Source organism: Erwinia psychrophila (genome assembly GCF_039023475.1).
Classification (GTDB): domain Bacteria; phylum Pseudomonadota; class Gammaproteobacteria; order Enterobacterales; family Enterobacteriaceae; genus Erwinia.
This window is the reverse complement of sequence record NZ_JBCHVB010000002.1, coordinates 468,021-491,433: the sequence shown is the minus strand read 5'-3', so window position 1 is coordinate 491,433 and position 23,413 is coordinate 468,021. Positions and strand designations below refer to the sequence as shown.

General features: G+C 55.5%; 24 protein-coding genes. 10 read left to right on the top strand and 14 right to left on the bottom strand.

What is annotated here, in order from left to right:
• Nucleotides 1–118 precede the first annotated feature (118 nt).
• Nucleotides 119–1,030 (top strand): recombination-associated protein RdgC, encoded by a 912-nt coding sequence (gene rdgC, locus AAH446_RS08290; RefSeq protein ID WP_342906234.1) that lies wholly within the window; start codon nt 119–121, stop codon nt 1,028–1,030.
• 125 nt (nt 1,031–1,155) lie between these two features.
• Here rdgC and ppnP read toward each other — a convergent pair whose 3' ends face one another.
• The 5 genes from ppnP to AAH446_RS08265 all read right to left on the bottom strand — a co-directional run bounded on the left by ppnP (nt 1,156) and on the right by AAH446_RS08265 (nt 4,394).
• Complete coding sequence (gene ppnP / locus AAH446_RS08285; protein WP_342906233.1) at nt 1,156–1,446, bottom strand: pyrimidine/purine nucleoside phosphorylase; 291 nt, start codon at nt 1,444–1,446, stop codon at nt 1,156–1,158.
• Between the two features lie 68 nt (nt 1,447–1,514).
• Nucleotides 1,515–2,192: an AroM family protein gene (locus tag AAH446_RS08280; RefSeq protein WP_342906378.1), complete on the bottom strand. Its 678-nt coding sequence runs from the start codon at nt 2,190–2,192 to the stop codon at nt 1,515–1,517.
• Between the two features lie 460 nt (nt 2,193–2,652).
• Nucleotides 2,653–2,844: a YaiA family protein gene (locus tag AAH446_RS08275; RefSeq protein WP_342906232.1), complete on the bottom strand. Its 192-nt coding sequence runs from the start codon at nt 2,842–2,844 to the stop codon at nt 2,653–2,655.
• Nucleotides 2,845–3,018: 174 nt separating this feature from the next.
• Nucleotides 3,019–3,543, bottom strand: a complete 525-nt coding sequence (gene aroL / locus AAH446_RS08270) for a shikimate kinase AroL (RefSeq protein ID WP_342906231.1) — start codon at nt 3,541–3,543, stop codon at nt 3,019–3,021.
• Nucleotides 3,544–3,938: 395 nt separating this feature from the next.
• The gene (locus AAH446_RS08265; RefSeq protein WP_342906230.1) at nt 3,939–4,394 is read right to left on the bottom strand and encodes a YaiI/YqxD family protein; all 456 of its coding nucleotides are present in this window, start codon (nt 4,392–4,394) and stop codon (nt 3,939–3,941) included.
• 301 nt (nt 4,395–4,695) lie between these two features.
• Between AAH446_RS08265 and proC the strand changes: the two genes are divergently transcribed.
• A complete protein-coding gene (gene proC / locus AAH446_RS08260; RefSeq protein ID WP_342906229.1) occupies nt 4,696–5,508 on the top strand; it encodes a pyrroline-5-carboxylate reductase in 813 nt (270 codons plus the stop codon).
• A gap of 67 nt (nt 5,509–5,575) precedes the next feature.
• Here proC and AAH446_RS08255 read toward each other — a convergent pair whose 3' ends face one another.
• The 4 genes from AAH446_RS08255 to cspE all read right to left on the bottom strand — a co-directional run bounded on the left by AAH446_RS08255 (nt 5,576) and on the right by cspE (nt 9,621).
• Complete coding sequence (locus AAH446_RS08255) at nt 5,576–7,108, bottom strand: FAD-dependent oxidoreductase (RefSeq protein WP_342906228.1); 1,533 nt, start codon at nt 7,106–7,108, stop codon at nt 5,576–5,578.
• A gap of 345 nt (nt 7,109–7,453) precedes the next feature.
• The gene (iraP, locus tag AAH446_RS08250) at nt 7,454–7,714 is read right to left on the bottom strand and encodes an anti-adapter protein IraP (RefSeq protein WP_342906227.1); all 261 of its coding nucleotides are present in this window, start codon (nt 7,712–7,714) and stop codon (nt 7,454–7,456) included.
• Between the two features lie 193 nt (nt 7,715–7,907).
• A complete protein-coding gene (locus tag AAH446_RS08245) occupies nt 7,908–9,110 on the bottom strand; it encodes a multidrug efflux MFS transporter (protein WP_342906226.1) in 1,203 nt (400 codons plus the stop codon).
• Between the two features lie 298 nt (nt 9,111–9,408).
• A complete protein-coding gene (gene cspE, locus AAH446_RS08240) occupies nt 9,409–9,621 on the bottom strand; it encodes a transcription antiterminator/RNA stability regulator CspE (RefSeq protein WP_013200976.1) in 213 nt (70 codons plus the stop codon).
• Between the two features lie 626 nt (nt 9,622–10,247).
• Here cspE and AAH446_RS08235 point away from each other — a divergent pair.
• Nucleotides 10,248–10,499 carry a biofilm development regulator YmgB/AriR family protein gene (locus tag AAH446_RS08235; RefSeq protein ID WP_342906225.1) on the top strand — a complete coding sequence of 84 codons (252 nt, stop codon included), beginning with the start codon at nt 10,248–10,250 and terminating at the stop codon, nt 10,497–10,499.
• A 419-nt stretch (nt 10,500–10,918) separates the two neighbouring features.
• On the opposite strand, the gene AAH446_RS08230 is transcribed toward AAH446_RS08235, so the two are convergent.
• Nucleotides 10,919–11,215, bottom strand: coding sequence for an I78 family peptidase inhibitor (locus AAH446_RS08230; protein WP_342906224.1), 297 nt, complete (start codon nt 11,213–11,215; stop codon nt 10,919–10,921).
• A gap of 345 nt (nt 11,216–11,560) precedes the next feature.
• On the bottom strand, nt 11,561–14,167 hold the full coding sequence (locus AAH446_RS08225) for a bifunctional diguanylate cyclase/phosphodiesterase (RefSeq protein WP_342906223.1): 2,607 nt from the start codon (nt 14,165–14,167) through the stop codon (nt 11,561–11,563).
• Nucleotides 14,168–14,381: 214 nt separating this feature from the next.
• On the opposite strand from AAH446_RS08225, the gene AAH446_RS08220 reads away from it, so the two are divergent.
• The 6 genes from AAH446_RS08220 to AAH446_RS08195 all read left to right on the top strand — a co-directional run bounded on the left by AAH446_RS08220 (nt 14,382) and on the right by AAH446_RS08195 (nt 20,138).
• Complete coding sequence (locus AAH446_RS08220; protein ID WP_342906222.1) at nt 14,382–15,047, top strand: CPBP family intramembrane glutamic endopeptidase; 666 nt, start codon at nt 14,382–14,384, stop codon at nt 15,045–15,047.
• A 126-nt stretch (nt 15,048–15,173) separates the two neighbouring features.
• Entirely contained in the window at nt 15,174–16,742 is a 1,569-nt protein-coding gene (locus tag AAH446_RS08215; protein ID WP_342906221.1) for an ABC transporter substrate-binding protein, read from the top strand.
• On the top strand, nt 16,742–17,794 hold the full coding sequence (locus AAH446_RS08210; protein ID WP_342906220.1) for an ABC transporter permease: 1,053 nt from the start codon (nt 16,742–16,744) through the stop codon (nt 17,792–17,794). Before AAH446_RS08215 ends, AAH446_RS08210 begins: the two co-directional genes overlap by 1 nt.
• Nucleotides 17,791–18,642, top strand: a complete 852-nt coding sequence (locus AAH446_RS08205; RefSeq protein ID WP_342906219.1) for an ABC transporter permease — start codon at nt 17,791–17,793, stop codon at nt 18,640–18,642. The genes AAH446_RS08210 and AAH446_RS08205 overlap by 4 nt, the downstream gene beginning before the upstream one ends.
• Nucleotides 18,602–19,480: an ABC transporter ATP-binding protein gene (locus tag AAH446_RS08200; RefSeq protein WP_342906218.1), complete on the top strand. Its 879-nt coding sequence runs from the start codon at nt 18,602–18,604 to the stop codon at nt 19,478–19,480. The genes AAH446_RS08205 and AAH446_RS08200 overlap by 41 nt, the downstream gene beginning before the upstream one ends.
• Nucleotides 19,473–20,138: an ABC transporter ATP-binding protein gene (locus AAH446_RS08195; protein ID WP_342906217.1), complete on the top strand. Its 666-nt coding sequence runs from the start codon at nt 19,473–19,475 to the stop codon at nt 20,136–20,138. The genes AAH446_RS08200 and AAH446_RS08195 overlap by 8 nt, the downstream gene beginning before the upstream one ends.
• Before the next feature lie 130 nt (nt 20,139–20,268).
• Here AAH446_RS08195 and AAH446_RS08190 read toward each other — a convergent pair whose 3' ends face one another.
• On the bottom strand, nt 20,269–20,472 hold the full coding sequence (locus AAH446_RS08190) for a hypothetical protein (RefSeq protein ID WP_024967198.1): 204 nt from the start codon (nt 20,470–20,472) through the stop codon (nt 20,269–20,271).
• A gap of 434 nt (nt 20,473–20,906) precedes the next feature.
• On the opposite strand from AAH446_RS08190, the gene AAH446_RS08185 reads away from it, so the two are divergent.
• Nucleotides 20,907–21,917: an acyltransferase gene (locus AAH446_RS08185; protein WP_342906216.1), complete on the top strand. Its 1,011-nt coding sequence runs from the start codon at nt 20,907–20,909 to the stop codon at nt 21,915–21,917.
• A gap of 65 nt (nt 21,918–21,982) precedes the next feature.
• On the opposite strand, the gene AAH446_RS08180 is transcribed toward AAH446_RS08185, so the two are convergent.
• On the bottom strand, nt 21,983–22,213 hold the full coding sequence (locus AAH446_RS08180) for a hypothetical protein (RefSeq protein ID WP_342906215.1): 231 nt from the start codon (nt 22,211–22,213) through the stop codon (nt 21,983–21,985).
• 90 nt (nt 22,214–22,303) lie between these two features.
• A complete protein-coding gene (locus tag AAH446_RS08175) occupies nt 22,304–22,882 on the bottom strand; it encodes a class I SAM-dependent methyltransferase (protein ID WP_342906214.1) in 579 nt (192 codons plus the stop codon).
• Between the last annotated feature and the right edge of the window lie 531 nt (nt 22,883–23,413).

The window sequence follows — 23,413 nt, the reverse complement described above, 5'->3', positions numbered from 1 at the left end:
GCCCTTAACCTTAGAAGGGGGCGGGCGGAAAGGCAATGAAACAGCGCCGCCGATTCGCTATCATGCGCCCTGACGTTGAACTAGCGCGCCCGTTGCGCGCACGGAGAGGGAAAGCAGAATGCTGTGGTTTAAGAATTTGATGGTATATCGTCTGAATCGCGAGATCCCACTGGCGGCCGACGAGATGGAAAAACAGCTTGAGCTCTTCTCCTTCACTCCCTGCGGCAGTCAGGATATGGCCAAAACCGGCTGGGTGTCGCCGATGGGCCCGCGCGGCGACGCGCTGACCCACGAGAATAATGGACAGATCCTGATCTGCGCCCGTAAAGAGGAGAAGATCCTGCCTTCGCCGGTGATCAAACAGGCGCTGGAAGCCAAAATCAGCAAGCTGGAAGCCGAGCAGCAGCGCAAGCTGAAAAAAACGGAAAAAGACTCGCTGAAAGATGAGGTGCTGCACAGCCTGCTGCCCCGCGCTTTTAGCCGCTTCAGCCAGACCTTTGTATGGATCGACACGGTCAACAACATGATCATGGTGGACTGCGCCAGCGCCAAAAAAGCGGAAGATACGCTGGCGCTGCTGCGTAAAAGCCTGGGATCGCTGCCGGTGGTGCCGCTGACGCTGGAAAGCCCGATTGAGCTGACGCTGACCGAATGGGTGCGCTCCGGTGATACCCCAGCAGGCTTTGCGCTGATGGATGAAGCAGAGCTGAAGGCCCTGCTGGAAGATGGCGGCGTTATTCGCTGCAAGAAACAGGATCTGGTCTGTGACGAAATCGCTAACCATATCGAAGCGGGCAAGCTGGTGACAAAGCTGGCGCTGGACTGGCAGGAGCGCGTACAGCTGCTGCTTTCGGATGATGGTTCCCTGAAGCGCCTGAAATTCTCAGACACGCTGCGCGAACAGAATGATGATATCGATCGTGAAGATGTTCAGGCGAGGTTTGATGCCGATTTTATTCTGATGACCAGCGAACTGAGCGCCCTTATCAGTAATACCATCGAAGCGTTAGGCGGCGAAGCTCAGCGCTAAGCGCGCATCAGCGCAAAATAAAGGGCAGCCTGCGCTCCCCTTCAGGCCGTTTAGCCGGGCGCCCCCGACTTTCCCGGCAAAGCCCGCGCACTCCGGCGGGCTTGCCTGCTACCGCTGACCGCCCGTCAGGCTTTCAGATAGCGGCAGAGATAGGATGAGGGTTCCGCCACCTGGAGATGAAACTCCGCGTGGCCCGGCACGTTAAACACCTGCCCCGGCTCGTAATGCTGCCATTCCGTTTCGCCCGGCAGTAGCACCTTCAGCGACCCGCTCACGACGGTCATCTCCTCCGGCTGTCCGGTTCCAAAGGTGTATTCCCCCTCCGCCATTACGCCCACGCTGGCACGTCCTGTACTGGCACTGTCGAAACCGATCGATTTCACTTTTCCGTCGAAGTACTCGCTGACGTTGAGCATAGGCACATCCTTAAATTGTAATCATAGACAAGGTAAAATGAAGGTGTTCCACGCCTGAACAGGGCCCGTTACACCAGCAGTTCTGCCGCCAGCTTTGCCATCAGCATATTGGACAGCAGCACGGGGATTCCCAACAGTTTTTGTAAAAAATCACGATGCCGCTGATGATAGCCGAGACAGTCCAGAACCACGACGTCGGCACCCTTTTCCTGAAGCATCAGCGCCGCATCGACCAGATCGTCGTCGCTGTTTTGCCAGGGGCTGGCGACAGCGAATACCGGCGGCTGGCCCAGGCTTTGCCATTTTCTGCGCTGTTCTGCGAGGTGCTCTTCACGCGCGATAACAATTCCGACCTGATGTCCCCCGGTAATCGCATTAACCAGCGGTGGCAGCAGCCGGTAAGGTTCGAGCAGCGTGGCCTGGCTGGCCTGAAGGTGGCTGAACTCCGCGCCGCCAAGCAACAGAATGGTTTCGTAACCCTGCGCTTCCAGCGCAACAATCTTTTCCTGAAGGGCTTCTTCAATCCGCGCGGCGGAGAGCTGCACATCCTTTCCCCCTTCACCACGCGTCATTACCACTTTCTCGCCGCCCACAGGCCCGTAAAGTCGTAAGATCTCCTCTTCCCGCAGGCCATCCAGCAGCGCAACAGAATAGAGTTGATCTTCGGGCAGTTGTTCAAGCAGCAAAGGCCGGATATCGCGGCGGGCATCGCTCCCCAGAGTTAACGTTGCGAGTGTCTGTTTCATCGTTTTACTATCCGCTGTGGTAGCGTTTTCAGCCAGCTGGCTGCCGGCTGTGCCGTAACCGGACGCCACGGATAGAGAAAGCATAGCATCTGCCTTTGAAAGAGGCTCTGCAACAGAAGGTAAGCAGGGATCAATCTGTAAATCAGTCAATGGATCATCCGGTTAAGCGTTAAAACTGACCCGCCAGCGCATTTCCGCACACCCGGGCCCTGAGTAAGGAAAAATAAAGTGATGGCCGGCCAGGGTCAAGGGGAAGGCCCAGGAAATGCGTCTCTGTGTCAGGACGATATCGCAAAAAGCAGGGTAGTGAAAAAGGATTATCGGCGAGAGCCCGGCAATAACCTGCCGGTTTACTTGAATAAGGCTGACAATGCAGCAGAATATGCTGAAATAATCGCAACCGGTGATTGTGCGGCCTGCGCCGTAAAAGGGTTTTCTGTGGCTTCCCTGCCAGCGATGTTTACTCTTTATCCTTATCTTCGTAACGCTCTTTAGCGTCCTGCGCTTCCTGCTCGGTTTCATGTTCGCTGATAAGCGTATCTGGCTTGGGGTGATCGGCCCGCAGCTCATACCAGGTTACGGTATTTCCTGTCGTTCCCTTTTCCACCGGCACGATATGCGCCTCACGCGGGTATGGAGGTCTGCCTGGCATATAACTCTCCTTCTGGACAATGATAAAAAAGCGACTGGGCGGATAGCCGTGCGAAATAACCCGATCGCACTACTGCCTTAAGTATAGACAGTTACTGGCATTTTTTATCATCTGGAGAAGATCACGGGCTTCCCGAAGGCTTAACCGGCCCTGGCGAGCCGGTTTACTACGCGCTCAGCCTGCCCGGGCCAGGCAAAGCAGCGCCATAATCTCATTCACGACCCGATCGGGTGACTGCATGGCGTTGACTACATGGTGCGCCGCTTCACGGTAAAGCCCGTCACGGGAGGCGAGCACCTCAACCATTTCATCCGCAATCGGACGGCCCGTCAGGGTTGGACGCTGCTCCTGTTGGGGGTAGGCTTGAAGACGGGATGCCAGTATCTCTGCGCCAGCCTGCAGGTAAATCACCTGACCCTGTTCGCGCATAAAGTGGCGATTTTCCGCCGCCAGCACCATACCGCCGCCGGTGGCGATCACTCTGGCCGTCGCCGTTACCGCCCGCAGTGACTCGGTTTCACGGCGGCGAAACCCCTCCCAGCCTTCCGCTGCCACGATATCCGCCACGGTGCGTCCTGTCGCCTGCTGAAGATGCAGATCGGTATCCACAAAAGCGTAACCAGATGCCTCGGCCAGCGCCTGACCAACGGTGGTTTTCCCACAACCGCGTGCGCCAATCAGAAAAAGAGGTAATGACATAGCTGGAGCGTCCTGAACTTTTACGTGGCTCGCTGAGGCGCCGCCGTAGAAGTGAAATGGGTTAATTTAGCGTCGCATCATACCGATAATCGCCGGTGGCGACCAGTAGTAACGTTGGCGGGGCAGCAGGAAGAAAATCGCTAACTCCATCATTTTACGCAGATAAAGTCACACACGGAGCATCTCCGTTGCCCGTTTCTCCCGTTATCCGTCACAAAGCGGCGCAATCATCCAAAACGGCAGGGCGGCGCGGGGCAAATCTTCTGTTCCAGAGGGAAGTGGTGGCTATCATCAGGACGTCCACCACAAGGCTGACAATGACGTCAGCAAGCGGGTTAACAGCAAAACAACGTTTCAGGTGATTCTGCGGTCAGAACTGGCCTGACCGCATACGGTCATTTTTGATTTTTTTGCGCCTGTAGCCACTTATCAAGTTCATTCGCGAACTGCTGGCGGTCGCGCTGATTGAGGGTGGCAGGCCCGCCGGTCTGCACGCCGCTGGCGCGCATGGTGTCCATAAAATCGCGCATGGTCAGGCGCTCACGAATGGTGGCATCGCTGTAGCGTTCGCCGCGCGGATTGAGCGCCACAGCCCCCTTCTCCATCACTTCTGCGGCAAGCGGAATGTCCGCTGTCACCACCAGATCGCCCGCTTCCGCCCTGCGTACAATTTCATTATCAGCCACGTCAAACCCGGCCGGTACGCGCAGCGTACGCAGAAACTTTGAGGGCGGAACGCTGAGCGGCTGATTCGCCACCAGGGTTATCATCATCTGCGCCCGATCGGCCGCACGGTACAACACTTCTTTAATCACTTTCGGGCACGCATCGGCATCCACCCAGATTGGCATCGCCATTTCCTTCTATGTTGAGACGGGAATGATGCTGATCTTGCCGTTCTTTTCCAGAATGGCAAATTTAATCTGATCAAAACGTTCGAGGTTATGGCCACGGGGAACAGAATGCCACCAACCCACTGTTCTGCCGGGTAACCCTTAACCCTTCTCACCGGCTTGTGAACACTGTTGATTAATCTGTCCAGCGCCAGGGTATGCAGACAGGCAGTGACGCTGATGCAAGTATCGCGCTGGCATATAGCGACGAATGACGTAAGCTAGACGCAGTGAAAAACCGAATCAAACAGGGAGCCTCATGATGGAAAAGAAAATCGGCTTTATTGGCTGCGGCAATATGTCGAAGGCGATTATCGGCGGCCTGGTCTCGGCCGGTCAGGTAAAAGCAGAAAATATCTGGGTCTATGACCACAAGCCGGAAACCAACCGGGCGATGCAGGAAGAGTATGGCATCACGCCCGGTGGCAGCGCCGAAGAAGTGGCAAAGCAGGCAGATATTCTGTTTGGCGCCGTTAAGCCCAACGTGATTCTGAACGTGCTGAAAGAGGTCTCTGGCAGCCTGAATAATGAGACGGTAGTGGTCTCTATTGCGGCTGGCGTCACGCTGGCGTCGCTGGCTGAAGTGCTGGGTCACGATCGTAAGCTGGTCCGCGTAATGCCAAACACACCCGCGCTGGTGAATGAAGGCATGACGTCCGTCACTCCAAATGTGCTGGTGACGCAAGAGGAGACGGATGAAATCCTCGCTATTTTCAACGGATTCGGTAAAGCAGCGCGGGTACCCGAATCGATGATCCACGCCGTGGTGGGCGTCAGTGGTTCCGCGCCGGCCTATGTGTTTATGTTTATTGAAGCGATGGCGGATGCCGCCGTGCTGGGCGGTATGCCTCGTGCCCAGGCCTATGAATTCGCCGCGCAGGCGGTGAAAGGCTCGGCGCAGATGGTGCTGGAAACGGGTAAACATCCCGGCGAGCTGAAGGATATGGTCTGCTCACCCGGCGGGACAACCATTGAAGCGGTGCGGGTGCTCGAAGAGAAAGGCTTCCGCTCTGCGGTGATCGAAGCGATGCAGAGTTGCATGGCAAAGTCGGCCAGTATGGGTAAATCCTGAGGGAGAGCAGGGGCGTAACTGCCCCTGCCTTTACTTCTCCACGCGCAGCGCTGTCGCGTTTTAACGCTTACTGGTTCAGCGCGGAGACGGCCAGCGCTTCAGCCTCGTCCATCGTCATCGGCTTCTGCATCCGTTGCACCAGATCGGCCGTCAGCGTATACATGCCACAAGAGGCAACCGCCAGCAATTTCCCCTGATGACCGTACAACGCCACGAAGGTTTTCTCCGCTAGCGATCCCAATAGCCGGTAGTCATCCCACTCACTGGCGTGCCCAAGGTATTCGTAACGAGTACCGAACTGCGCGGTCCAGAAAAAGGGAACGCGATCGTAAACGTCCTCTCTTGCCAGCATATTTTTCGCCGCAATCCTGCCCTGCTGCTCGGCAACCCGGAAATGTTCAATTCGCTGGTAGCCCTCTGCCACCGGAAAACTCACAATATCGCCCGCTGCCCAGACGTGGCTGGCCACCTCAAGATGGTCGTTGGCAGTCAGGCTTCCGTCATCCCTCAGCGGAAGATCGTGAATAAAACCGGTTCCGGGTGAAATACCGGTTGCCAGCAGCACGATATCTGCCGGAACGTGGGTGCCGCTTTTGAGCTTGATGCCGGTCACCTTGCCTTCCTCACCGGTAAGCGCCGCCACTTCGCCCTCAATAAATTTCACGCCGTTCTCTTCATGCAGATCGCGGAAAAAGCGGGCCAGCTGTTCACCAAACGGTTTCCTGAACGGCAGCGGATCGCGGGCGATTACCTGCACATCGATCTCACGGCTGCGCAGGGCAGAAGCCAGTTCCATACCAATAAAGCTGTTGCCGACGATGACCAGCCGCTGGGTTTGCTCCACCTCACCGAGCAGGGTCTCCGCCTGTTCGATGCTGCGCAGCACGTGAACGCCGAACAGCGCCTTCCCTTCAAAACCGGGCCGCTGTGGAATGCCGCCGGTCGCAATCAGCAGTTTGTCGTAATTAAGGATAGCGCCGTCGGCGAACCGCAGTTTTTTCTGATGGCTGTCCAGCTGCTCAACCTCGCCATGCATCCGTTCCACGTACTGTGAGAAATCCTCATCCAGCAGTGCCGGGACCTCATCGATTTTCATTTTGCCGGCAGGCACAAATTTAGTGAGAACGGTCCGGTCATAGGGCGCCTCTTCTTCCCGCTCAACCAGCACCAGCCGGCCTTTGAATCCTTCCCGCCTGAGCGTCCACGCGGCCGCGCTGCCCGCCGCGCCCGCACCAAGAATGACAAAAACCGGCGTCTCTTCACCGGCTGAAAAGTGATAAAGCGGCGGCAGCGGCTCAGGATCTATCTGGACCATGCCGTTGAGCACCCGCACGGGATACCGTTTCAGATCGCTGAGGGCCAGGGGTTCACACATGCTGCCATCTTCAAGGCTGAAGTTAGCTTTATGCCACGGGCAGATCAGCCGGCCATCCTGCACGGCCCCCTCCTCCAGAGGTCCTCCTGAATGCGGGCAGTTTGCCTGCCAGGCCTTAACCTCCTCTCCGTCGCGGAACAGAAGAATATCGGTTTCTCCTATGGGCACACGGACAGGCTTCATCTGGGGGAGATCCTGTAACACAAGGGCATTTTGATAGCTCACACAGCACTCCTTTATTATTTTATGTTCCGCTCAGGGATTAAAAATCTGTAATAAGCCTGGCATTAATAAGGGAACGGAAAATATCCGGTAGGGTAAAACGGTAGGGTAAAACAGATAACCACCTGTTATTGCACTGGTTTAAATGTTTAAGAAATTATTAACGTGAAAGCTGTGAGTCAATGCGTGAGTCACAAACGGGGGCTGTTTTAATGTCTGATGGCGAGATACCGTTATCCGGGAAACAGCGGGGATTGTTTCAGCAACCGCGTTAAGCAGGTCAGCGTAACGGAAACGCGCCGTTAACGCGGCAGCCTGAATCAGATTGGGGAGCGGGCGCAGCAGGTTTTAATGGCGGGGGTGCGTAAGCAGACGCTGAATATAGTTCTCCAGCAGCGAGGTATCGCCGGGATCGATCGTCGCATCGTCCGTCGCGGTTTTTAACGCCGAGCTGATACTTTCATTTATCTGCTGCAACTGGTCGCCATCGATTTTACGCAGGAGCGCGGTCACCACAATCTCCAGCGCCTCAACCTGAGCGACCAGCTCCTTTGACGCTTCTTCTTTTTCCGCCAGTTTAACCAACAGTTCTGCGATGAGGTTTTTCATGAGAATGTCTCAGCGAGTTAAAGCATGACGTTAACACTGACCGGAGAAAAACGGAACAGGTAATTGCGGTGCAATTTCAGCAGCTAAGCGAAAGTATGACGTAAATATCACCGCGGGTGAAACCCCGTCAACAGGCGCATATTCTCCCGCCCGGCGCTTGATATATTCTGTCAAAAACGGCCAGCAGAGACGCTTATTCCTTGCTATTTGCCGCTTTACGCCGCCATACCATCATCAGCTGCACGGTGTTTGCCAGCACCACCACCGCCGTGGCCGCAAATACCCAGCGAAAGCCGCCGATGGCCGAAATCCCCGATCCCATCAGCGGGCCGACGACATTGCCAAGATACATAAAGGACTGGTTATAGCCGAATATACGTCCGGTAACACGATCGCTGGAATGGCGCAGCAGCAGCGTTTGCACGGCAGGCATCATCGCCCCTTCCGCAAAGCCCAGCAGAAAGCGAAGCGCGCCCAGCTGAATGGCGCTGTCTGCCCATGACATCGCCATAAACAGAATAAAGGTCAGGATGAGTGCAGCAAAAAGAATGCGCTGGGCCCCTATCCGGTCGCCCAGCTTACCCAGCCGGGGGGCGGAAAGCAGGGCCGAAACGCCCGGAATCGCCGCCACCACGCCGCTGATAAAGGCAATATTCTGCACTTGCGGCTCAAGCTCCCGCACAAACAGCGTCAGAATGGGACTGATCGAGCCGTTGCACAGCTGGATCACCAGCGTGGTCATAAACAGGCTGATAATAAGCCCGGGATGCGCCAGCGAACGGAACACCATCTGGCCGCTGAGATTATCCTCTTTTTTGATCCGGGCCTGCCCGCCCTCTTTAATCAGAAAAAGCGTGATAAGAAAGCTGGTCAACAACAGCGCCGAAGTGATCAGAAATACCGCCCGCAGGCCAACCCAGTCAGCGAGGAAACCGCCCATCAGCGGCCCCATAATCACCCCACAAATCTGGGCGGTCGACACCATGCTCAGCGCCCAGCCGCTGCGATCGCGCGGCACCTGTGCGGCCACGAGCGCCATTGCATTTGGAATATAGCCTGAGGTGAGCCCCATCAGCGCCCGCAGCAGGAACAGCTGCCAGACATTGGTGACAAACGCCTGTAAAAAAATCACCAACCCCATGCCCAGCGAGGCGCGCAGCAGCATCAGCTTACGCCCCTTTCTGTCCGCCAGGCTGCCCCACATGGGTGACACGATGGCAGAAATCATAAAGGTGACGCTGAAAATCAGCCCTGACCAGAGCGTCAGCGATTCATGATCCGTAACGCCCAGCTGTTCCACGTAGAGAGGAAGAAAAGGGATAATCTGACTGATTGCCAGCCCGGTAAACAGACAGCCAAACCAGACTGAAATGAGGTTAACCTTCCAGGATTCCATCGTGCGATGACGAAGCCTTATGACAACTCAGGGAAATCATAGTGTAACAATAGCGGCGCACTAACGGGTAGTGATTGCGGAGATGAGTGAGATTTAGAAAATTTTACCCTGCAGGGGAAAGCTGGGCTTACTGGTTACACTGTATGGAATCTTAATCGGCGCAGGCGGGTCGGAAGCGATGGGTCAGCAGAGGGGGAATCTCAAACGCAAAAAACCCGCCGGTGGCGGGTTTTCTTTCTCAGTGGCGACGGCGTCGGGTTACCCCATTATCCGTCGTCAGCGAGGTTCTCTCAAAAACTTACAGTGCAGTTACGTTAGCTGCAGCTGGGCCTTTCTGGCCGTTTTCGATAGAGAATTCAACTTTCTGACCTTCTTCCAGCGTCTTGAAGCCGCCGTTCTGGATTGCAGAGAAGTGTACGAATACATCTTTGCTGCCGTCAGTTGGAGAAATGAAGCCGAAACCTTTCTCAGCGTTGAACCATTTTACTAAACCAGTCATTTTGTTAGACATTTGTCTTTCCTTCAGTAAGTATTAAGCCACTAAGGGCACGGGGTTTGTCAACAGGGTGGACTTATGAGGCACTTAAGAAGGAAGTCAGGAAGAAGAGATATCTGAGATAACGCTTTAACTGAAAACTGCTTTACTAAAATTGCTCGCATACGTTGTCTGTTTCAAAACCGACGATGCATTTACTCATAACGCCCAGCCTGATACAACCCCCCATGATGAAATAAGTCATATTAAAATATAAACAATTGATTTATATCGATATTTATTTTTGGCTGTTTTTTGTGCAGGACGAATTCATCACCTCTTCCCCGCCTGAGCGTCCGGTTAAGCGTGCCTGAATAAGCCTGGGTCAGGCCAAACAGTCATCTGTTCAGAAATGTTACGGGCATAGATTGTTAGTCTGACCGCCTCTCGCCTTGCTGGGGCGACAAGCAGAAGCGGAAATATTTCCGATTGTTACTGGATTTATCAGCGCTCACATCTACAGTATTTATTATCTCCACCTGTTTATTTTTCACGCAGCACCGCGGCTTGCCACCCTGGCAAACCGGATCGTTTTAAGACCTTATTCCCTGCTGTGCCGGCATGTTGCCGGGTGCAGGGCAAAGCTTTTCTGGAGGGCGATCATGGGGTATTCCGCACCGGGTGCAGGCCGCGCCATTACAGACTATTTTAACAGTCCGGCCTTTCACGGCCCGAAAGAGAGCGAGCTGCTGGCGGCCATTATGACTGAAGTGATGCGCAGCCGCCGGCCCCGCAGCAGTAAGGCGATGATAGCCAGCGTTATTGCCAGACTTGAGGGCGAGGTGGATGCAGTCAGGCTTCAGGGTTACCGTAACTTGCTGACTCAGCTGCTTGAAGAAAATAACGACGCGTAACGCCTGAGCCTTCCATTACCGTCCCGCCAGCGCAGGTGTCCGCCTGCTGAACCATGCTTTGCTGAATAAACGCTAACGCCTGACATCTCCCCTTTTCACTGCGGCATAAAAAAAATCCCGCACGAAGCGGGAATAAGACAAGCACTACGTTGTTGCAGGGACGGGGAGGTCACCTTTGCTACTTCAATAATCTACCCTGCGGCCGTTGCAGTAATGTGACAGTAAATTCGCACGTCTGCGTCAACCTCTGCCTCTTCATGTTCCGGCCAGATAACCGCCTGCTCAGGCATTCGCCGGGAGAGGCAAATGGGTGGCAGGAAGTTGAAAAAGAGGCGCCCACTGACGGAGAGGGAAACTAAGCCAGCCTCTCCGTCAGGGAAAGCGTTACGCTATCAGGCCGGCAGGCTCCGGTCTGGCTTTCAGCCACAGTAGACGCGGGAGATAGTGCCTTGCTGGTCGCCCATAAAATTGAGCCGGTTGAGGTTGAAATCCATCGTGACGGCGGAGTTGTACGGAATGGCACGAATCGGGTGAGTAAACCTCACGCCGTCGATTGAAGACAGCGGTTTACCTACATACTGCTGGTACTGAGATGCGCCACAGCGGTCCATTTCCGGATCAACTGCGGCCTGGGCGTTCTCTTTATGAGACGCTGACTGGCAACCTGCCAGCATCACCAGCGCTGCGACCATCGCGCCCTTGCCATAAAATGTCATTGTTGCTCTCCTCTGCGTTAATTTTCAGCAAATTCCACAAAAGGTTAACAGAATAAGGACATTGAAGAGAACCGCTTTCTGGCCACCCTTTCTTTTTGTGACGCGGGCCGGAAGGGCATGCATTGTTCACTATCTGACCGGTAACGTGCATTATAATCAGGGTGTGTCCCGGAAAAGGAGCGCATTATGGAACTGGCTATCTTTATTGCCTTTGCCGTTATAATGACCCTGGTTGCGGTGAAAGTCCGCTAGCTGCCAGGCCCGTCTGCAACGGGCTTTCAGACTACTGATAAACGTATAAGCGAGGAGAACCGGCACGTTGCCGATAACCTCGCTTTTTGCTGCTTATGACAGGCTCCCCTCTGCGATAACCGGCTTTTCCAGCTGTTGCAGAAAGATGTTCAGCGGCACGGGGCGGCCAAGGTAGTAACCCTGTCCTTCCTGGCAGGCGATAATCTTCAGCTCTTCAAGCTGCTCGCGCGTTTCGATGCCCTCGGCGGTGACGGTCAGCGAGAACGCTTTACCCAGCCCGATGATCCCCTCAACGATAGAGTATGCCTGGCGGCAATGCGGGAAATCATGCATATAGGAGCGATCCAGCTTCATGCCGTCAAACGGGAAGTTTTTCAGGAAGCCCAGCGAGGCGTAACCTGCGCCGAAATCATCTACCGTCAGCTTCACGCCGATTTTTTTCAGTTCCCGCATAATTTCCAGCGCGCTTTGCGGATTTTCCAGCGTGATATTTTCCGTGATCTCCAGTTCAAGGCGGCTCGCTGCCAGGCCGCTTTTCGCCAGCGCATTCGCCACCCGCTTCGCCAGGTTACCGCTACGAAACTCGACGGGTGAGATATTGACGGAGACATACATCGACCCCGGCAAGCTTAACGCATCGGTACAGGCCCGCAGCAGCACCCATTCACTGACGTCGATAATCAGCCCTGTTTCTTCCGCCAGGGGAATAAAGCAGTCCGGCATGATTAACCCGGTCGCCGGATGCTCCCAGCGGATCAGCGCTTCTGCTCCCTCAGCCCGCCCTTTCTGAAGACAGTAACGCGGCTGATAAAAGAGGCGCAGTTCATCACCCGCGATCGCCAGCCGTAAATTCCGCTCCATTTCACGCCGCTTAAACAGATGCTCGGCCATTTCCGGCGTGTACCAGCTCCAGCGGTTACGTCCTTCACGCTTCGATTTAAAGAGCGCGATATCGGCCAGACGCAGCAGCTCATCAGGCTGATTAGCATCTCTTGGGGCCAGCGCAATCCCGATGCTTCCCCCCATAAACAGCTCCTGCTGACCGAAACAGAACGGCAGCGCAAGCGCCTCAAGCAGCGCCTGGCAACAGGCATTTATCTCCGCCTCACAGCTTAAGCCGGAGACGATCAGAATAAACTCGTCGCCGCCCTCCCGTGAAACCAGATCGCCGGCACTCAGCACGCTGCGCAGTCGATGAGAAACATCGTTCAGTACGGCGTCACCCACCGCGTGGCCCCAGGTATCGTTGATCGGCTTGAAATGATCAAGATCGAGACTGATCACCACCAGCGGACGATCCTGCGTGGGCTGCGTCAGCAGCCTGCTTTGCAAAAACTCCCGCATATAATGCCGGTTAGGCAGTCCGGTCAGGGCATCATGCTGCGAAAGGTAATGAATGCGCGCCTGCGCTTCAACCTCCTCGGTAATGTCCGACACCGTGCCGCGGTAGCCAGTCACCTCGCCGTTTTGCACTACCGGGTTGGCCACCAGGCTACAGATACGCTTCATTCCCTGGGCGGAACAGGAGTAGCAGCGTAGCTGCTTGCGCTGCCCTTCGGTCCGCTGACGGAATATCCAGCTGGATACCGGCACCCTGTCGTGCCGGAGGATCTCGTCAATCGACCTGCCCGTAAGCAAGGTGGTTTCAAATCCGGTGACGGCAGCGAAGCGGGCCGACAGATAGGTGATTTTCCCCCGGCTATCAATTTCCCAAATCCAGTCCGAAGAGGCTTCTGCCACGTCACGGAAGCGCGCCTCGCTGGCGGCGAGTTCGCGCTGGCTGTGGGTAAGCTGCGCAAAGCGGCGATCGGAAATCGCGGCATTATGCATGGCATAGCGGGTGAGCCTTCTTGCCACCAGCGCCAGCACGATTGCCGAAATAAACAGCACCGGCAGAAGATAAATCAGCAGGTTTTGGCCGGGCTGGCTGCTATCCCAGCGGATGATCAGCGGCGCAGACTCGGCGATATCCTCCTGCAAATAGGGCTGCGCTTTTTCATCCTGCCCGTTCACCATGATGCGGGCATTTTTTACGCCTACCGAGTCACCAAAGGCTTTCAGCTTTTCAGGGGTGAACCGGTTTACGAAGATCAAAACTGAGGGTGGGCCCGGGATCGTTTTCAGACCGGAAACCTTGCCGTTTGTAATGGGCGCTGCAGCAATAATGGCGGGCGTCGTCCCCACCATCACATTCTGCGTTAACGCATTTTCGTTGCTGGCAAGGGCGCGAACCCGGCGGACAAGCGAGGCGGTTTGCGTCCCAAGCCAGCTTTCCAGCTGGATGTTCTCCAGCTTGCCGTTGATCACCGCGTAGCGTGTGATCCCCCGACCGTCCACCACGAAGACCCCTTCATAATGGTATTCGCTGTACAAACCCGGGCCAAGGTTTTGCTCGTCAAACGCCCAGACGGTATTCACCTTCAGGTGCAGGTTGTTCCACGCTTCGCCCCAGAAAGCATAATCCCGGACGTCGGTCATTATATGCTGACGGCTGTTATTCCAGGCGTTCTCTAACAGGGCACTTTCCTGGCGGACGGCGGCTTTATTCTGTTGCCAGGCGATACCGACGACCATCAGCATCGCCATAGCCATGACGCCGCTCAGCAGCAGCGTCAGAGAGGTCAGCAGGCGCCGGGTAAAAACCGTCGTGTTCTGATCGTCACCGGCTGCCAGGTTACTCAGTTCAGGAGGATGACTCATCTACTTCAAACCTTATCCAGTGGAATGTGCCAGAAATCCTTCTCCACAGGCATTAAATAAAATCGTGCTCCGCTTATTATCCGGGCACGATGGTTATTTCTTTATCGGCTTAAAGGCTGAACAATTTAGAGCCCGCCAGGGGTTTATCCTGCTTATCGACAGCCTGTGGCGAGCTTGTTACCATCCGCTCATTTCCGGCGCAGGGGTTTATGCGATGAACCATCCTTCTGAAAAAGTGAACGCCACCCTGCGCTGCATTGGCATGTTTCTGATCTGGTACTCCCTGACGCGGGTGGTGAGCGCACTGCCGAATTATGCTGAACTGCGGGCGAGCGGCATGCTGATGCCGGTACTTTGCCTACTGGAGTTTGCCGTACTGGTGCCGCTTTATGGCTGGTACTGCCGCCGCTATCAGGATATTCCGCTGGGCGATATCCGGGCTGGCCAGGCGGCGTTGTTCAGCCTGCTGCTGCTGGGGCTGATTTTTTCCCAGTCGTTCTATTTGCAGGAGGAAGCCTGGACCAGCAGCCAGATTGGCGCCGATCGGAGCGGCATGCTGCCGTTTGTCCTTGCGGTGGTGCTACTGGCACCGGTTTACGAAGAAATTCTGTTTCGCGGATTTGTACTACAGGGCCTGCTGACCTGGGCGCCCGACCAGCGTCTGGCCTGCGCGCTTCTGACCTCCATCGCCTTTGCGGCGGTGCACACGCAGTACGCTCACCCGCAAACGCTCATCGCCCTGATGCTGCTCTCCCTACTGCTTTGCTACGCTCGCCTTCTCTCCGGCGGGCTGAAGCTCCCCCTTTTCCTGCATATGCTGAACAACCTTATTGGCGTTTCGCCGTGGCTCTGGCTGACGCTTTCCCACGCATTTTCCTGAGTAGCATATTATAACCAACCCGAACGGCTTATAACCTACAGGAATATCGATAGGGGATAATCTACTATTTCTCCGGCAGTCACCTCAACTACACTCGCGATCACATTTCAAGGTTAAGGAAACGTCATGAAAATTGTAGTTCCGTCAATGCTGGCCGTTGCGCTGGCCGGCGCCGTTACTGCCCACGCCGCCACGCCGCCTGATACGCTGGTGATCGCCCAGTCGATTGACGACGCCAGCAGTTTTGATCCGGCAGAGGGCTTTGAGCTTACCTCGGTGCAGGCGTTTACTAACCTTTATCAGCGTCTGGTACAGTCCGATCCGAATAATCCAACTGACCTCAAGCCTACGCTGGCGAGCGACTGGCAGCCGGGCAGCGACAACCGCAGCCTGACCTTTACGCTGAAAAAGGATGCCCGCTTCGCTTCCGGCAATCCGCTACGGCCGGAAGATGTGATGTTCTCCCTTAGCCGGGTGGTCAAACTCAACCTTGATCCCTCTTTTATTCTGACCCAGCTTGGCTGGTCAAAGGATAATGTCGACGCGCAGCTGGAAAAAATTGACGGGAATCACGTTAAGGTAAGCTGGACGGCCGACGTCAGCCCGACCTATGTACTGAGCCTGCTTGCTGCCCCGGTAGCCTCCATCGTCGATGAAAAGAGCGTTCAGGCGCATGCGCAGAAAGGCGACTTCGGCAACAAGTGGCTCTCCATGCACTCTGCAGGCAGCGGCCCGTTCCAGATCCGCAAATATATTCCGCATGAAGTCCTGCTGCTTTCCGCTAACCCCACCTCGCCGGGCGGCGCGCCTAAGCTGAAAAACGTCCTGATCAAAAACGTTCCTGAACCGGCGACCCGTCGTCTGCTGCTTGAACAGGGCGATGCGGACATTGCGCGTAATCTCGGTGCCGATCAGATGGCGGCGCTAAAAAATACGGCAGGCGTGAAGCCGATGGCGATCCCCATGGCGTCGCTCTATTACATGCAGTTCAATATCGATGCCAAACCGGCGCTGAAAAACCCGGCGTTCTGGGAAGCATCCCGCTATCTGTTTGACTATCACGGTATCGCCGATGATTTGCTGAAAGGCCAGTTCCAGGTGCATCAGTCGTTCCTGCCGGAAGGCTTTCTTGGTGCGCTGAACGAAAACCCCTACCGCTACGATCCGGAAAAAGCGAAGGCGATCCTCAGCAAGGCCGGCCTGACCAATGTCAGTTTTAAGCTGGTGGTCAGCAACCAGCCGCCTTATCTTGATATCGCTCAGGCACTCCAGGCGAGCTTTGCCCGGGGTGGCGTCAAGGTGGAACTGATCCCGGGCATCAGCAGCGAAGTAGCCACGACGGTAAAAGCGCATCAGTATGAAGCCACGCTGAACGCGTGGGGCGCGGATTATTTCGATCCGAACACCAACGCCGCTGCCTTCGCTTACAACCCGGAAAACGGCAGTACCACGCTGGCATGGCGATCAAACTGGCATATTCCGGCGCTGAACAAGCAGACGCTGGCAGCCACTGCCGAGAGCGATAACGCGAAGCGCGTTGCCCTGTATCAGGATTTGCAGCGTGAACTACAGAAAAATTCGCCTTATGTGATCGGGCTTCAGGCGCGCAACCTGATCGCGGTACGCGACAATATTAAAGGCTACGTTCAGGGTATTAACCCCGATATGGTTTATTACGGTCAGGTCAGCAAGTAATGGCGTTGTCTCTTTCTGAAGCCGGGTTCGCCCGGCTGTTCTGGCGGCGAAGCGGCCGCCTGGCGGGGGGTATCCTCTCGCTGGCGGTGACGCTGCTTGGCCTGCTGGCCTTCACCTTCCTGCTTTCGCATCTTTCTCCTGTCGATCCGGTGCTGCAAATTGCCGGCGATCACGCCAGCGCATCGACCTATGCTCAGGTTCGCCATGATTTGGGGCTGGATCAGCCGCTCCTGATGCAGTTCTGGCATTACGTTACCCATCTGCTTAGCGGCGATTTGGGCATTTCGCGCCTGACCAATCAGCCTGTTATCAGCGATCTTCAGCGTACCTTTCCGGCGACGATTGAGCTGGCAACCTGCGCGATGATTTTTGGTTCTTTCTTCGGCATTGTGCTGGCGCTGCTGGCGGCATGGAAGCCAGGTAGCCTGCTCGATAACCTTGCCCGCATGATCTCACTGCTGGGCTATTCCGTGCCGGTGTTCTGGCTGGGGCTGTTGGGTTTGCTGCTGTTCTACGCCGTGCTGCACTGGTCTGCCGGGCCGGGGCGGCTGGATGATATCTGGATTTACACCCTGGAACCGAAAACCGGTCTGGTGCTGATAGACAGCTGGCTTTCCGGCGATGCGGAGATGTTCCGCAACGCGATTGCGCACCTCTGGCTTCCGGTGGTGGTGCTTGGCCTGCTGTCGATGGCCGGGATTACCCGCCTGCTGCGTGCGGCGCTGCTGGAAGAGAGTAATAAAGAATATGTGACCCTGGCGAGAGCCAAAGGCGCGAGCCGTGGCAGGATCCTGCTGCTGCACGTCTTTCCTAACGTGCGCGGCACGCTGATTACCGTCCTGGCCCTCTCCTACGCCACGCTGCTGGAAGGATCAGTCCTGACCGAAACGGTCTTCGCCTGGCCGGGCGTAGGGCGCTATATGACCACAGCCCTGTTTGCCTCCGACACGCCCGCTATCCTGGGATCGACGCTGCTGATTGGCGGCTGCTTTATCGCTCTTAACGCGCTGGCGGATGGCTTAACCTGGCTTACCGATCCGAGAACACGATGACGCAAAATTTAACCGATCTCGCAATCGCGCCGACCCGCCGCCGGCGCGTCACCTCACTGGCCGTCGGCGGTGCGCTGGTGGCGGTGCTGCTGCTGGCCGCGCTGTTCGCTCCGCTGCTTGCGCCTTTTGATCCCAACGCGCAGATGATGTCTGCGCGTCTGCTGCCGCCCTCCTCCCTGCACTGGTTTGGTACCGACGGTTTTGGCCGTGACCTCCTCTCCCGCGTGATTTACGGCACAAGGCCTACCCTGCTGCTGGTTTCGCTGATTCTGGTGCTGACCATTCCTGTGGGACTCCTGATCGGCATCAGCGCGGGCTATCTGGGGGGCTGGACAGAACGGGTTCTGCTGCGCATAACCGATATATTTCTCTCCCTGCCGAATCTGGTTATCGCGCTCGCGCTGGTAGCGATGCTCGGCCCTGGCCTGATAAACGGCGCGCTGGCGCTGGCGCTGACCAGCTGGCCGCCCTTTGCCCGTCAGGCGCGCGCGGAAACGCTGGCGCTGCGGCGCAGCGACTATCTCGCCGCCGCCCGGATGCAGGGCATTAACGGCCTGCGCCTGATGTTCGGCCATATCCTGCCGCTCTGTATGCCCGGTGCCGTGGTGCGCGCCGCGCTGAGTCTGGGCGGCATTATTCTCTCCGCCGCCGGTCTGGGCTTCCTGGGCATGGGCGTGCAGCCGCCAATGGCGGAATGGGGTTCTATGGTAGCTGAAGGCAGCAAGGTGATTTTCGATCAGTGGTGGGTTGCTGCCGCCCCGGGCGGGGCGATCCTGTTTGCCAGCCTGGCCTTTAACCTGACGGGCGATGGCCTGCGTGACCGACTGGATACCCGAAATAATGCATGATTCTTCTCTGCTGGTAGTGGCTGACAAGCTGCGCATCCAGAACAACACCGGCACTACGCTGGTCAACGATATCAGCTTCTCGCTGGGTCGCGAACGCGTGGCGCTGGTTGGCGAATCGGGCTCCGGCAAATCCCTTACCGCCCGCAGCCTGATGGGGCTGCTCGCCCCTTCCCTGCACCTGCACGCCAGTACGCTTACCGTGGCCGGACACGACGCGCTGACGCTGAGCGAACGCCGCTGGAGCCAGCTTCGCGGTAGCCAGCTTGCGATGGTAATGCAGGATCCGAAATATGCGCTTAATCCGCTGCGTACTATTGGCTGGCAGGTGGCGGAACCCCTCAAGCTTCACGCCAGGCTGAGCCGGGCAGAGCGTACGGAAAAGGTCTGCGAGATGCTGGACGCGGTAGGGCTGCCCCAGCCGCGCCAGCTGATGGATCGCTATCCCCATCAGCTTTCCGGCGGCATGGGCCAGCGCGTGATGCTGGCTATTGCGCTGATTGCCGATCCTCAGTTTCTGATCGCCGATGAGCCAACCTCTGCGCTTGACCACGCCATGCGCGATCAGGTCCTGCTGCTTATCCGCCGTCTGGTTGAAGAGCGGAATATGGGATTACTGCTCATCAGCCACGATCTTCAGCAGGTCTCCGAACACTGCGAGCGGGTAATGGTGATGTATCAGGGTGAGATTCTGGATACGCTGCCCGCCGCCGATCTGCCGCGCGCTACTCATCCCTATACGCGTACGCTGTGGTCTTGCCGCCCCAGTAAAGCCACTCACGGCCACCCGCTACCCGTCCTTGACCGTGCAGCGCTGGAGGAGCACTTTCACCATGATTGAACTGACCGACATGAGCGTTTCACACCGCCAGGGCTACGACTTCCGTACGGTGGTCCATGAGGTGTCGCTGAACGTGAAGGCTGGCGAGTGCTTCGGCCTGGTCGGCCCTTCCGGCTGCGGTAAGTCTTCGCTGCTCTGGGTGATGGCGGGCCTTAATCCCCACTGGCAGGGCGGCATGACGCTCGCGGGAGAGACCGTAAAACCGGGCCAGCGTTTTACCGGCCAGCTTCGTCAGAACGTGCAGATGGTATTTCAGGATCCCTACGCCTCGCTGCATCCGCGTCACCGGCTGCGGCGGACGCTATCCGAACCGCTTAAGCTGCTGAAAAAAACGAACGTTAACGATCGGATCGACCGCGGATTCCGCCACGTTGGCCTGGATCCGGCGCTGGCGGATCGCTATCCCCACCAGCTCTCGGGCGGCCAGCGCCAGCGCGTAGCCATCGTGCGGGCGCTGCTGCTGGAACCCAAAGTTTTGCTGCTGGACGAGCCCACCTCCGCGCTGGATATGTCGGTACAGGCGGAGATCCTTAACCTGCTGAACAGGCTAAAGCAGCAGGACAACCTGACGATGGTGCTGGTCAGCCACGATCCGGATGTGATCGATCATATGTGCGACAGCGCCGTCCGGATGGATCAGGGGCGTATTGTGGGGTAATGCGAAACGTAATCTGAGGATAAAGCGCAGAGAAAACGGGCGTGAGGCACCCGTTTTCCTGAGATAAAGCAACCCGCATCCGCCTTTAACCGACGTCTGCGCTTTGCGACGGGAACGTCGCCTGTAGCAATTACGAAATAGCCGAACCGGAGGAGTGCTTCTGCTTATCTGCTTCGAAGTGGGCTTTGAACTGTTCGTAGATAGAGATCATATTTGAGGCGTCGCCCTGAAGCGGACTGAGCTTGCCCGCCCGGACCAGCTCAATCACTAACTGTAACGCAGCCTGCTTTGGGCTGTTGGCCGGATGAGCAATTTCAGAAATCGGAGATGACATAAGCGCTTCCATGATAAAGAGAGAGGAAAGGGTAATTTTAACAAGTTTCACGCTCCTGAGTGAATTATTTCCACTTTGCCTCCCTCCTTTTAATTATTCTGGTGCGGTTTCAGCAGAGGCCTGACCGCCTTACTGAAGGTTGCAGCACCAGGCGCATCATCTCCGTGGATTGACATATCTTTCTGTGCCTCCCCTTTCGGTCCGGTAAGGGTTATCTGCGAGGTCTGTTGATGCGATGTCGCCTCCCTTTTCCGCCAGAAAAAGAAAATCTGCCAGACAAACATTTTCACATTCCCCACTCTTCCCCCCGCTGCGTTAACGTGCCTTTTTTTACGTACAGAGGTACGCCTGCCTGTGGAATATGATACCTTTAGCCCATTGGCAAAAAACTGAATCAGAAGGCCAGTTTATGCTTCATGACAAGGAGTTAGGCGTTGAAGACACTCAATATTAAGCTGTTGACGCTGGTGGCAACCTATCTGGTTATTCTGCTGCATACGGCAGCGACACCCTTCAGCTATTTTCACATAGCGTGGTCCGTTTCTGTTATGTATGAAGTGACAGGCCGTATCGCTTTCCCGCTATTTCTTCTGATTGCGGGTTATATTTCATTAAATAAAAACGAATCATTGCTCAGTACCCTGAAGCACCGCGTGCTGAATTTAGTTATTCCGCTGATTGTCTGGTCCGCGATTTACCTGCTTTATGGCCGGCTGAACGGCATTTCGACGCCGTTCAGTCTGCTCAACCTGCTGAGCATGCCAGCCTGGCCGCATTTGTGGTTTATCTACACCCTGATATTGCTTTATCTTCTTACGCCACTGCTGAATACCTTTATCCAGAACGGCAGCCGGCAGCGGATTAACTATATCGTAACGGTATGGTTCGCGTTAGCCTCAGTCTATATGCTATTTGATAACATGAAGCTCAATTTACTGGAAGGTCATGCGCTCCCGGCCCGCAGTAATATTGACATGGTGGTTTATCTTTCCGGATTTTATATTATCGGTGGCGTTATCCGTCGTTATAACATTAATCCTAAGGTGACGATTTCCGCCATTATTTTTATTCTTTCTGCCGTATTAACGGCGGTGATGAGCTATTCGCTGTCGCTGAGTACCTTTTCGCCGAACGAAATCTTTCTGTTTTATTCTGCTCCCACGCTGGTGGTGGTTTCACTGGCCTTCTTTTTTATGTTACTTAACATTTCCCTTACCTTTTCCAGAAGGACAATTGGCGCGATCCGCACTTTGTCAAAGCTGAGCCTGGGGATATTCTTTGTGCATATGCTTATCCTTGAACTGCTGCTGCGCCTGCTTGATATTAAGTTCGACAGCTACTCGGCCATCGTCACGATGCCGCTAGTGGCGCTGCTCTGCTTTCTGATTTCCGCCGCGATCTGCCTGCTCCTCCAGCGTATCCCGGGGGTCCGGCGTATCGTCTGAATACAAAAACGGCCGCTTCACGAAGCGGCCGTTCATCCGGCATGCGGCGCCGGGCTGTCACACCCTCAAATGTTTGCCGCCGCAAACCGGTGTGGCTCGTTGATGGCCCTGCGGGCAATCCAGTAGAGTAAAATCCTTTCGTCATCACCATCCTGATCCGCCATCGACAGTAGCTTCAGCGCCAGCGTGGCTTTGGTTACCGGCTGCCCGGTAATACTGAGGTCCACTACCGCCTTACCAATAATGTTGCAGACTTCTTCATCGCTTGAGGCCGTCGCCTCGGTTTCGGTGTGCATGTTCTCCTCCCGTTGTCTGGATGAAATTTAAGCATGGCAAAGTGTGGGAAGTTTGCCATCTCATCTTCATCTGAATGTCATGCTCTTAACTTAATCATCTGCCAGCGACACTTTTGCTGACGAACGGCAACGATAGACCCAGGCGGGCGGAAGGTTGCAGAATACCCGGCTCCGCTCCCAGGAAAAGTAACCGGAGAGAAGGGATTCTGATAACGCGGTGTACTGAAACTGTATAAAGATGCCCTGCGGGCGAAGCCGTGCCGCAGCCCGGGCAAGAATGCGATGGCGTACCGGTTCCGGCAGCGACAGGAGCGGCAAACCGGAAAAGATCGCATCATACTCACCGTTCAGCGTTTCGGCTGAAGCGCTGCTAATCTGCAGCCGTTGGTCGTTGATGGCCAGCAGCCGGGGCAGAAAGCGGGGATTAGTTTCAAACGCCAGCAGCTGCGCGTCTGGTCGCATTTTACGCAGCAGATGTCTGGTCAGCACCCCATCCCCCGCCCCCAGTTCGGCGACATTTGCGCAGCTGGTCCAGTCAATAGCCTCCGTCATGGTTCTGCACAGGCTCATTGATGAGGGCGCTATGGTGCCCGTTTTGCGCGGATCGATCAGAAATTCCTGTAAGTAACCCGTCTTGTCTTTTATATAAGAGAAAGCAGTTAACAGCATAATAACGCCAGTCCCGGACGATGATAAGTATGTCATCAGGCCACAACAGGAGAACAAAGTTCTTAAAATTTGAGAAGAGGCGAGTAAACTAAGATTCTTCGTACAGTATCGCCTGCTTTTTCAGAAAAATGCTCACATTCCGCAACAGCCAAACATATCAATACACAATTAGCCTGCAAAAAATATTATTTGACTTAAGGTGAGGTGCCGCCATAAAAAAGGAAAATCTGGTCCGTATTTAATCTGAAAATGAGGTACAGGCTCTTTATTTTTATGGCCCTTATTTATGTCCAGCAGCAGATATGTGACTTAATGGGATTATTCTGCAAGGTCACCTGGAAAATTCTCATTATGCAGGCAATACTATCAGGCCGTACCGGCCTTACAATAGTTCAGGCGTACTGCCCGATCTCTTCCTCTACGAATAATTTCTGATTAATTCTGGCGCTGACAGCAAAAATAATAACTATAAACCCCGCATTTCCCTGCCTCCGGCCCGGTATTCAGGGCTGAAAAATCATTTTATGCTTC

Bases quoted from the DNA above. Each gene is read 5' to 3' on its own strand.
- rdgC (WP_342906234.1), top strand. From the start codon at position 119: ATGCTGTGGTTTAAGAATTTGATGGTATATCGTCTGAATCGCGAGATC.
- ppnP (WP_342906233.1), bottom strand. From the start codon at position 1,446: ATGCTCAACGTCAGCGAGTACTTCGACGGAAAAGTGAAATCGATCGGT.
- AAH446_RS08280 (WP_342906378.1), bottom strand. From the start codon at position 2,192: ATGAAACAGACACTCGCAACGTTAACTCTGGGGAGCGATGCCCGCCGC.
- AAH446_RS08275 (WP_342906232.1), bottom strand. From the start codon at position 2,844: ATGCCAGGCAGACCTCCATACCCGCGTGAGGCGCATATCGTGCCGGTG.
- aroL (WP_342906231.1), bottom strand. From the start codon at position 3,543: ATGTCATTACCTCTTTTTCTGATTGGCGCACGCGGTTGTGGGAAAACC.
- AAH446_RS08265 (WP_342906230.1), bottom strand. From the start codon at position 4,394: ATGCCAATCTGGGTGGATGCCGATGCGTGCCCGAAAGTGATTAAAGAA.
- proC (WP_342906229.1), top strand. From the start codon at position 4,696: ATGATGGAAAAGAAAATCGGCTTTATTGGCTGCGGCAATATGTCGAAG.
- iraP (WP_342906227.1), bottom strand. From the start codon at position 7,714: ATGAAAAACCTCATCGCAGAACTGTTGGTTAAACTGGCGGAAAAAGAA.
- AAH446_RS08245 (WP_342906226.1), bottom strand. From the start codon at position 9,110: ATGGAATCCTGGAAGGTTAACCTCATTTCAGTCTGGTTTGGCTGTCTG.
- cspE (WP_013200976.1), bottom strand. From the start codon at position 9,621: ATGTCTAACAAAATGACTGGTTTAGTAAAATGGTTCAACGCTGAGAAA.
- AAH446_RS08235 (WP_342906225.1), top strand. From the start codon at position 10,248: ATGGGGTATTCCGCACCGGGTGCAGGCCGCGCCATTACAGACTATTTT.
- AAH446_RS08230 (WP_342906224.1), bottom strand. From the start codon at position 11,215: ATGACATTTTATGGCAAGGGCGCGATGGTCGCAGCGCTGGTGATGCTG.
- AAH446_RS08225 (WP_342906223.1), bottom strand. From the start codon at position 14,167: ATGAGTCATCCTCCTGAACTGAGTAACCTGGCAGCCGGTGACGATCAG.
- AAH446_RS08220 (WP_342906222.1), top strand. From the start codon at position 14,382: ATGAACCATCCTTCTGAAAAAGTGAACGCCACCCTGCGCTGCATTGGC.
- AAH446_RS08215 (WP_342906221.1), top strand. From the start codon at position 15,174: ATGAAAATTGTAGTTCCGTCAATGCTGGCCGTTGCGCTGGCCGGCGCC.
- AAH446_RS08210 (WP_342906220.1), top strand. From the start codon at position 16,742: ATGGCGTTGTCTCTTTCTGAAGCCGGGTTCGCCCGGCTGTTCTGGCGG.
- AAH446_RS08205 (WP_342906219.1), top strand. From the start codon at position 17,791: ATGACGCAAAATTTAACCGATCTCGCAATCGCGCCGACCCGCCGCCGG.
- AAH446_RS08200 (WP_342906218.1), top strand. From the start codon at position 18,602: ATGGCCTGCGTGACCGACTGGATACCCGAAATAATGCATGATTCTTCT.
- AAH446_RS08195 (WP_342906217.1), top strand. From the start codon at position 19,473: ATGATTGAACTGACCGACATGAGCGTTTCACACCGCCAGGGCTACGAC.
- AAH446_RS08190 (WP_024967198.1), bottom strand. From the start codon at position 20,472: ATGTCATCTCCGATTTCTGAAATTGCTCATCCGGCCAACAGCCCAAAG.
- AAH446_RS08180 (WP_342906215.1), bottom strand. From the start codon at position 22,213: ATGCACACCGAAACCGAGGCGACGGCCTCAAGCGATGAAGAAGTCTGC.
- AAH446_RS08175 (WP_342906214.1), bottom strand. From the start codon at position 22,882: ATGCTGTTAACTGCTTTCTCTTATATAAAAGACAAGACGGGTTACTTA.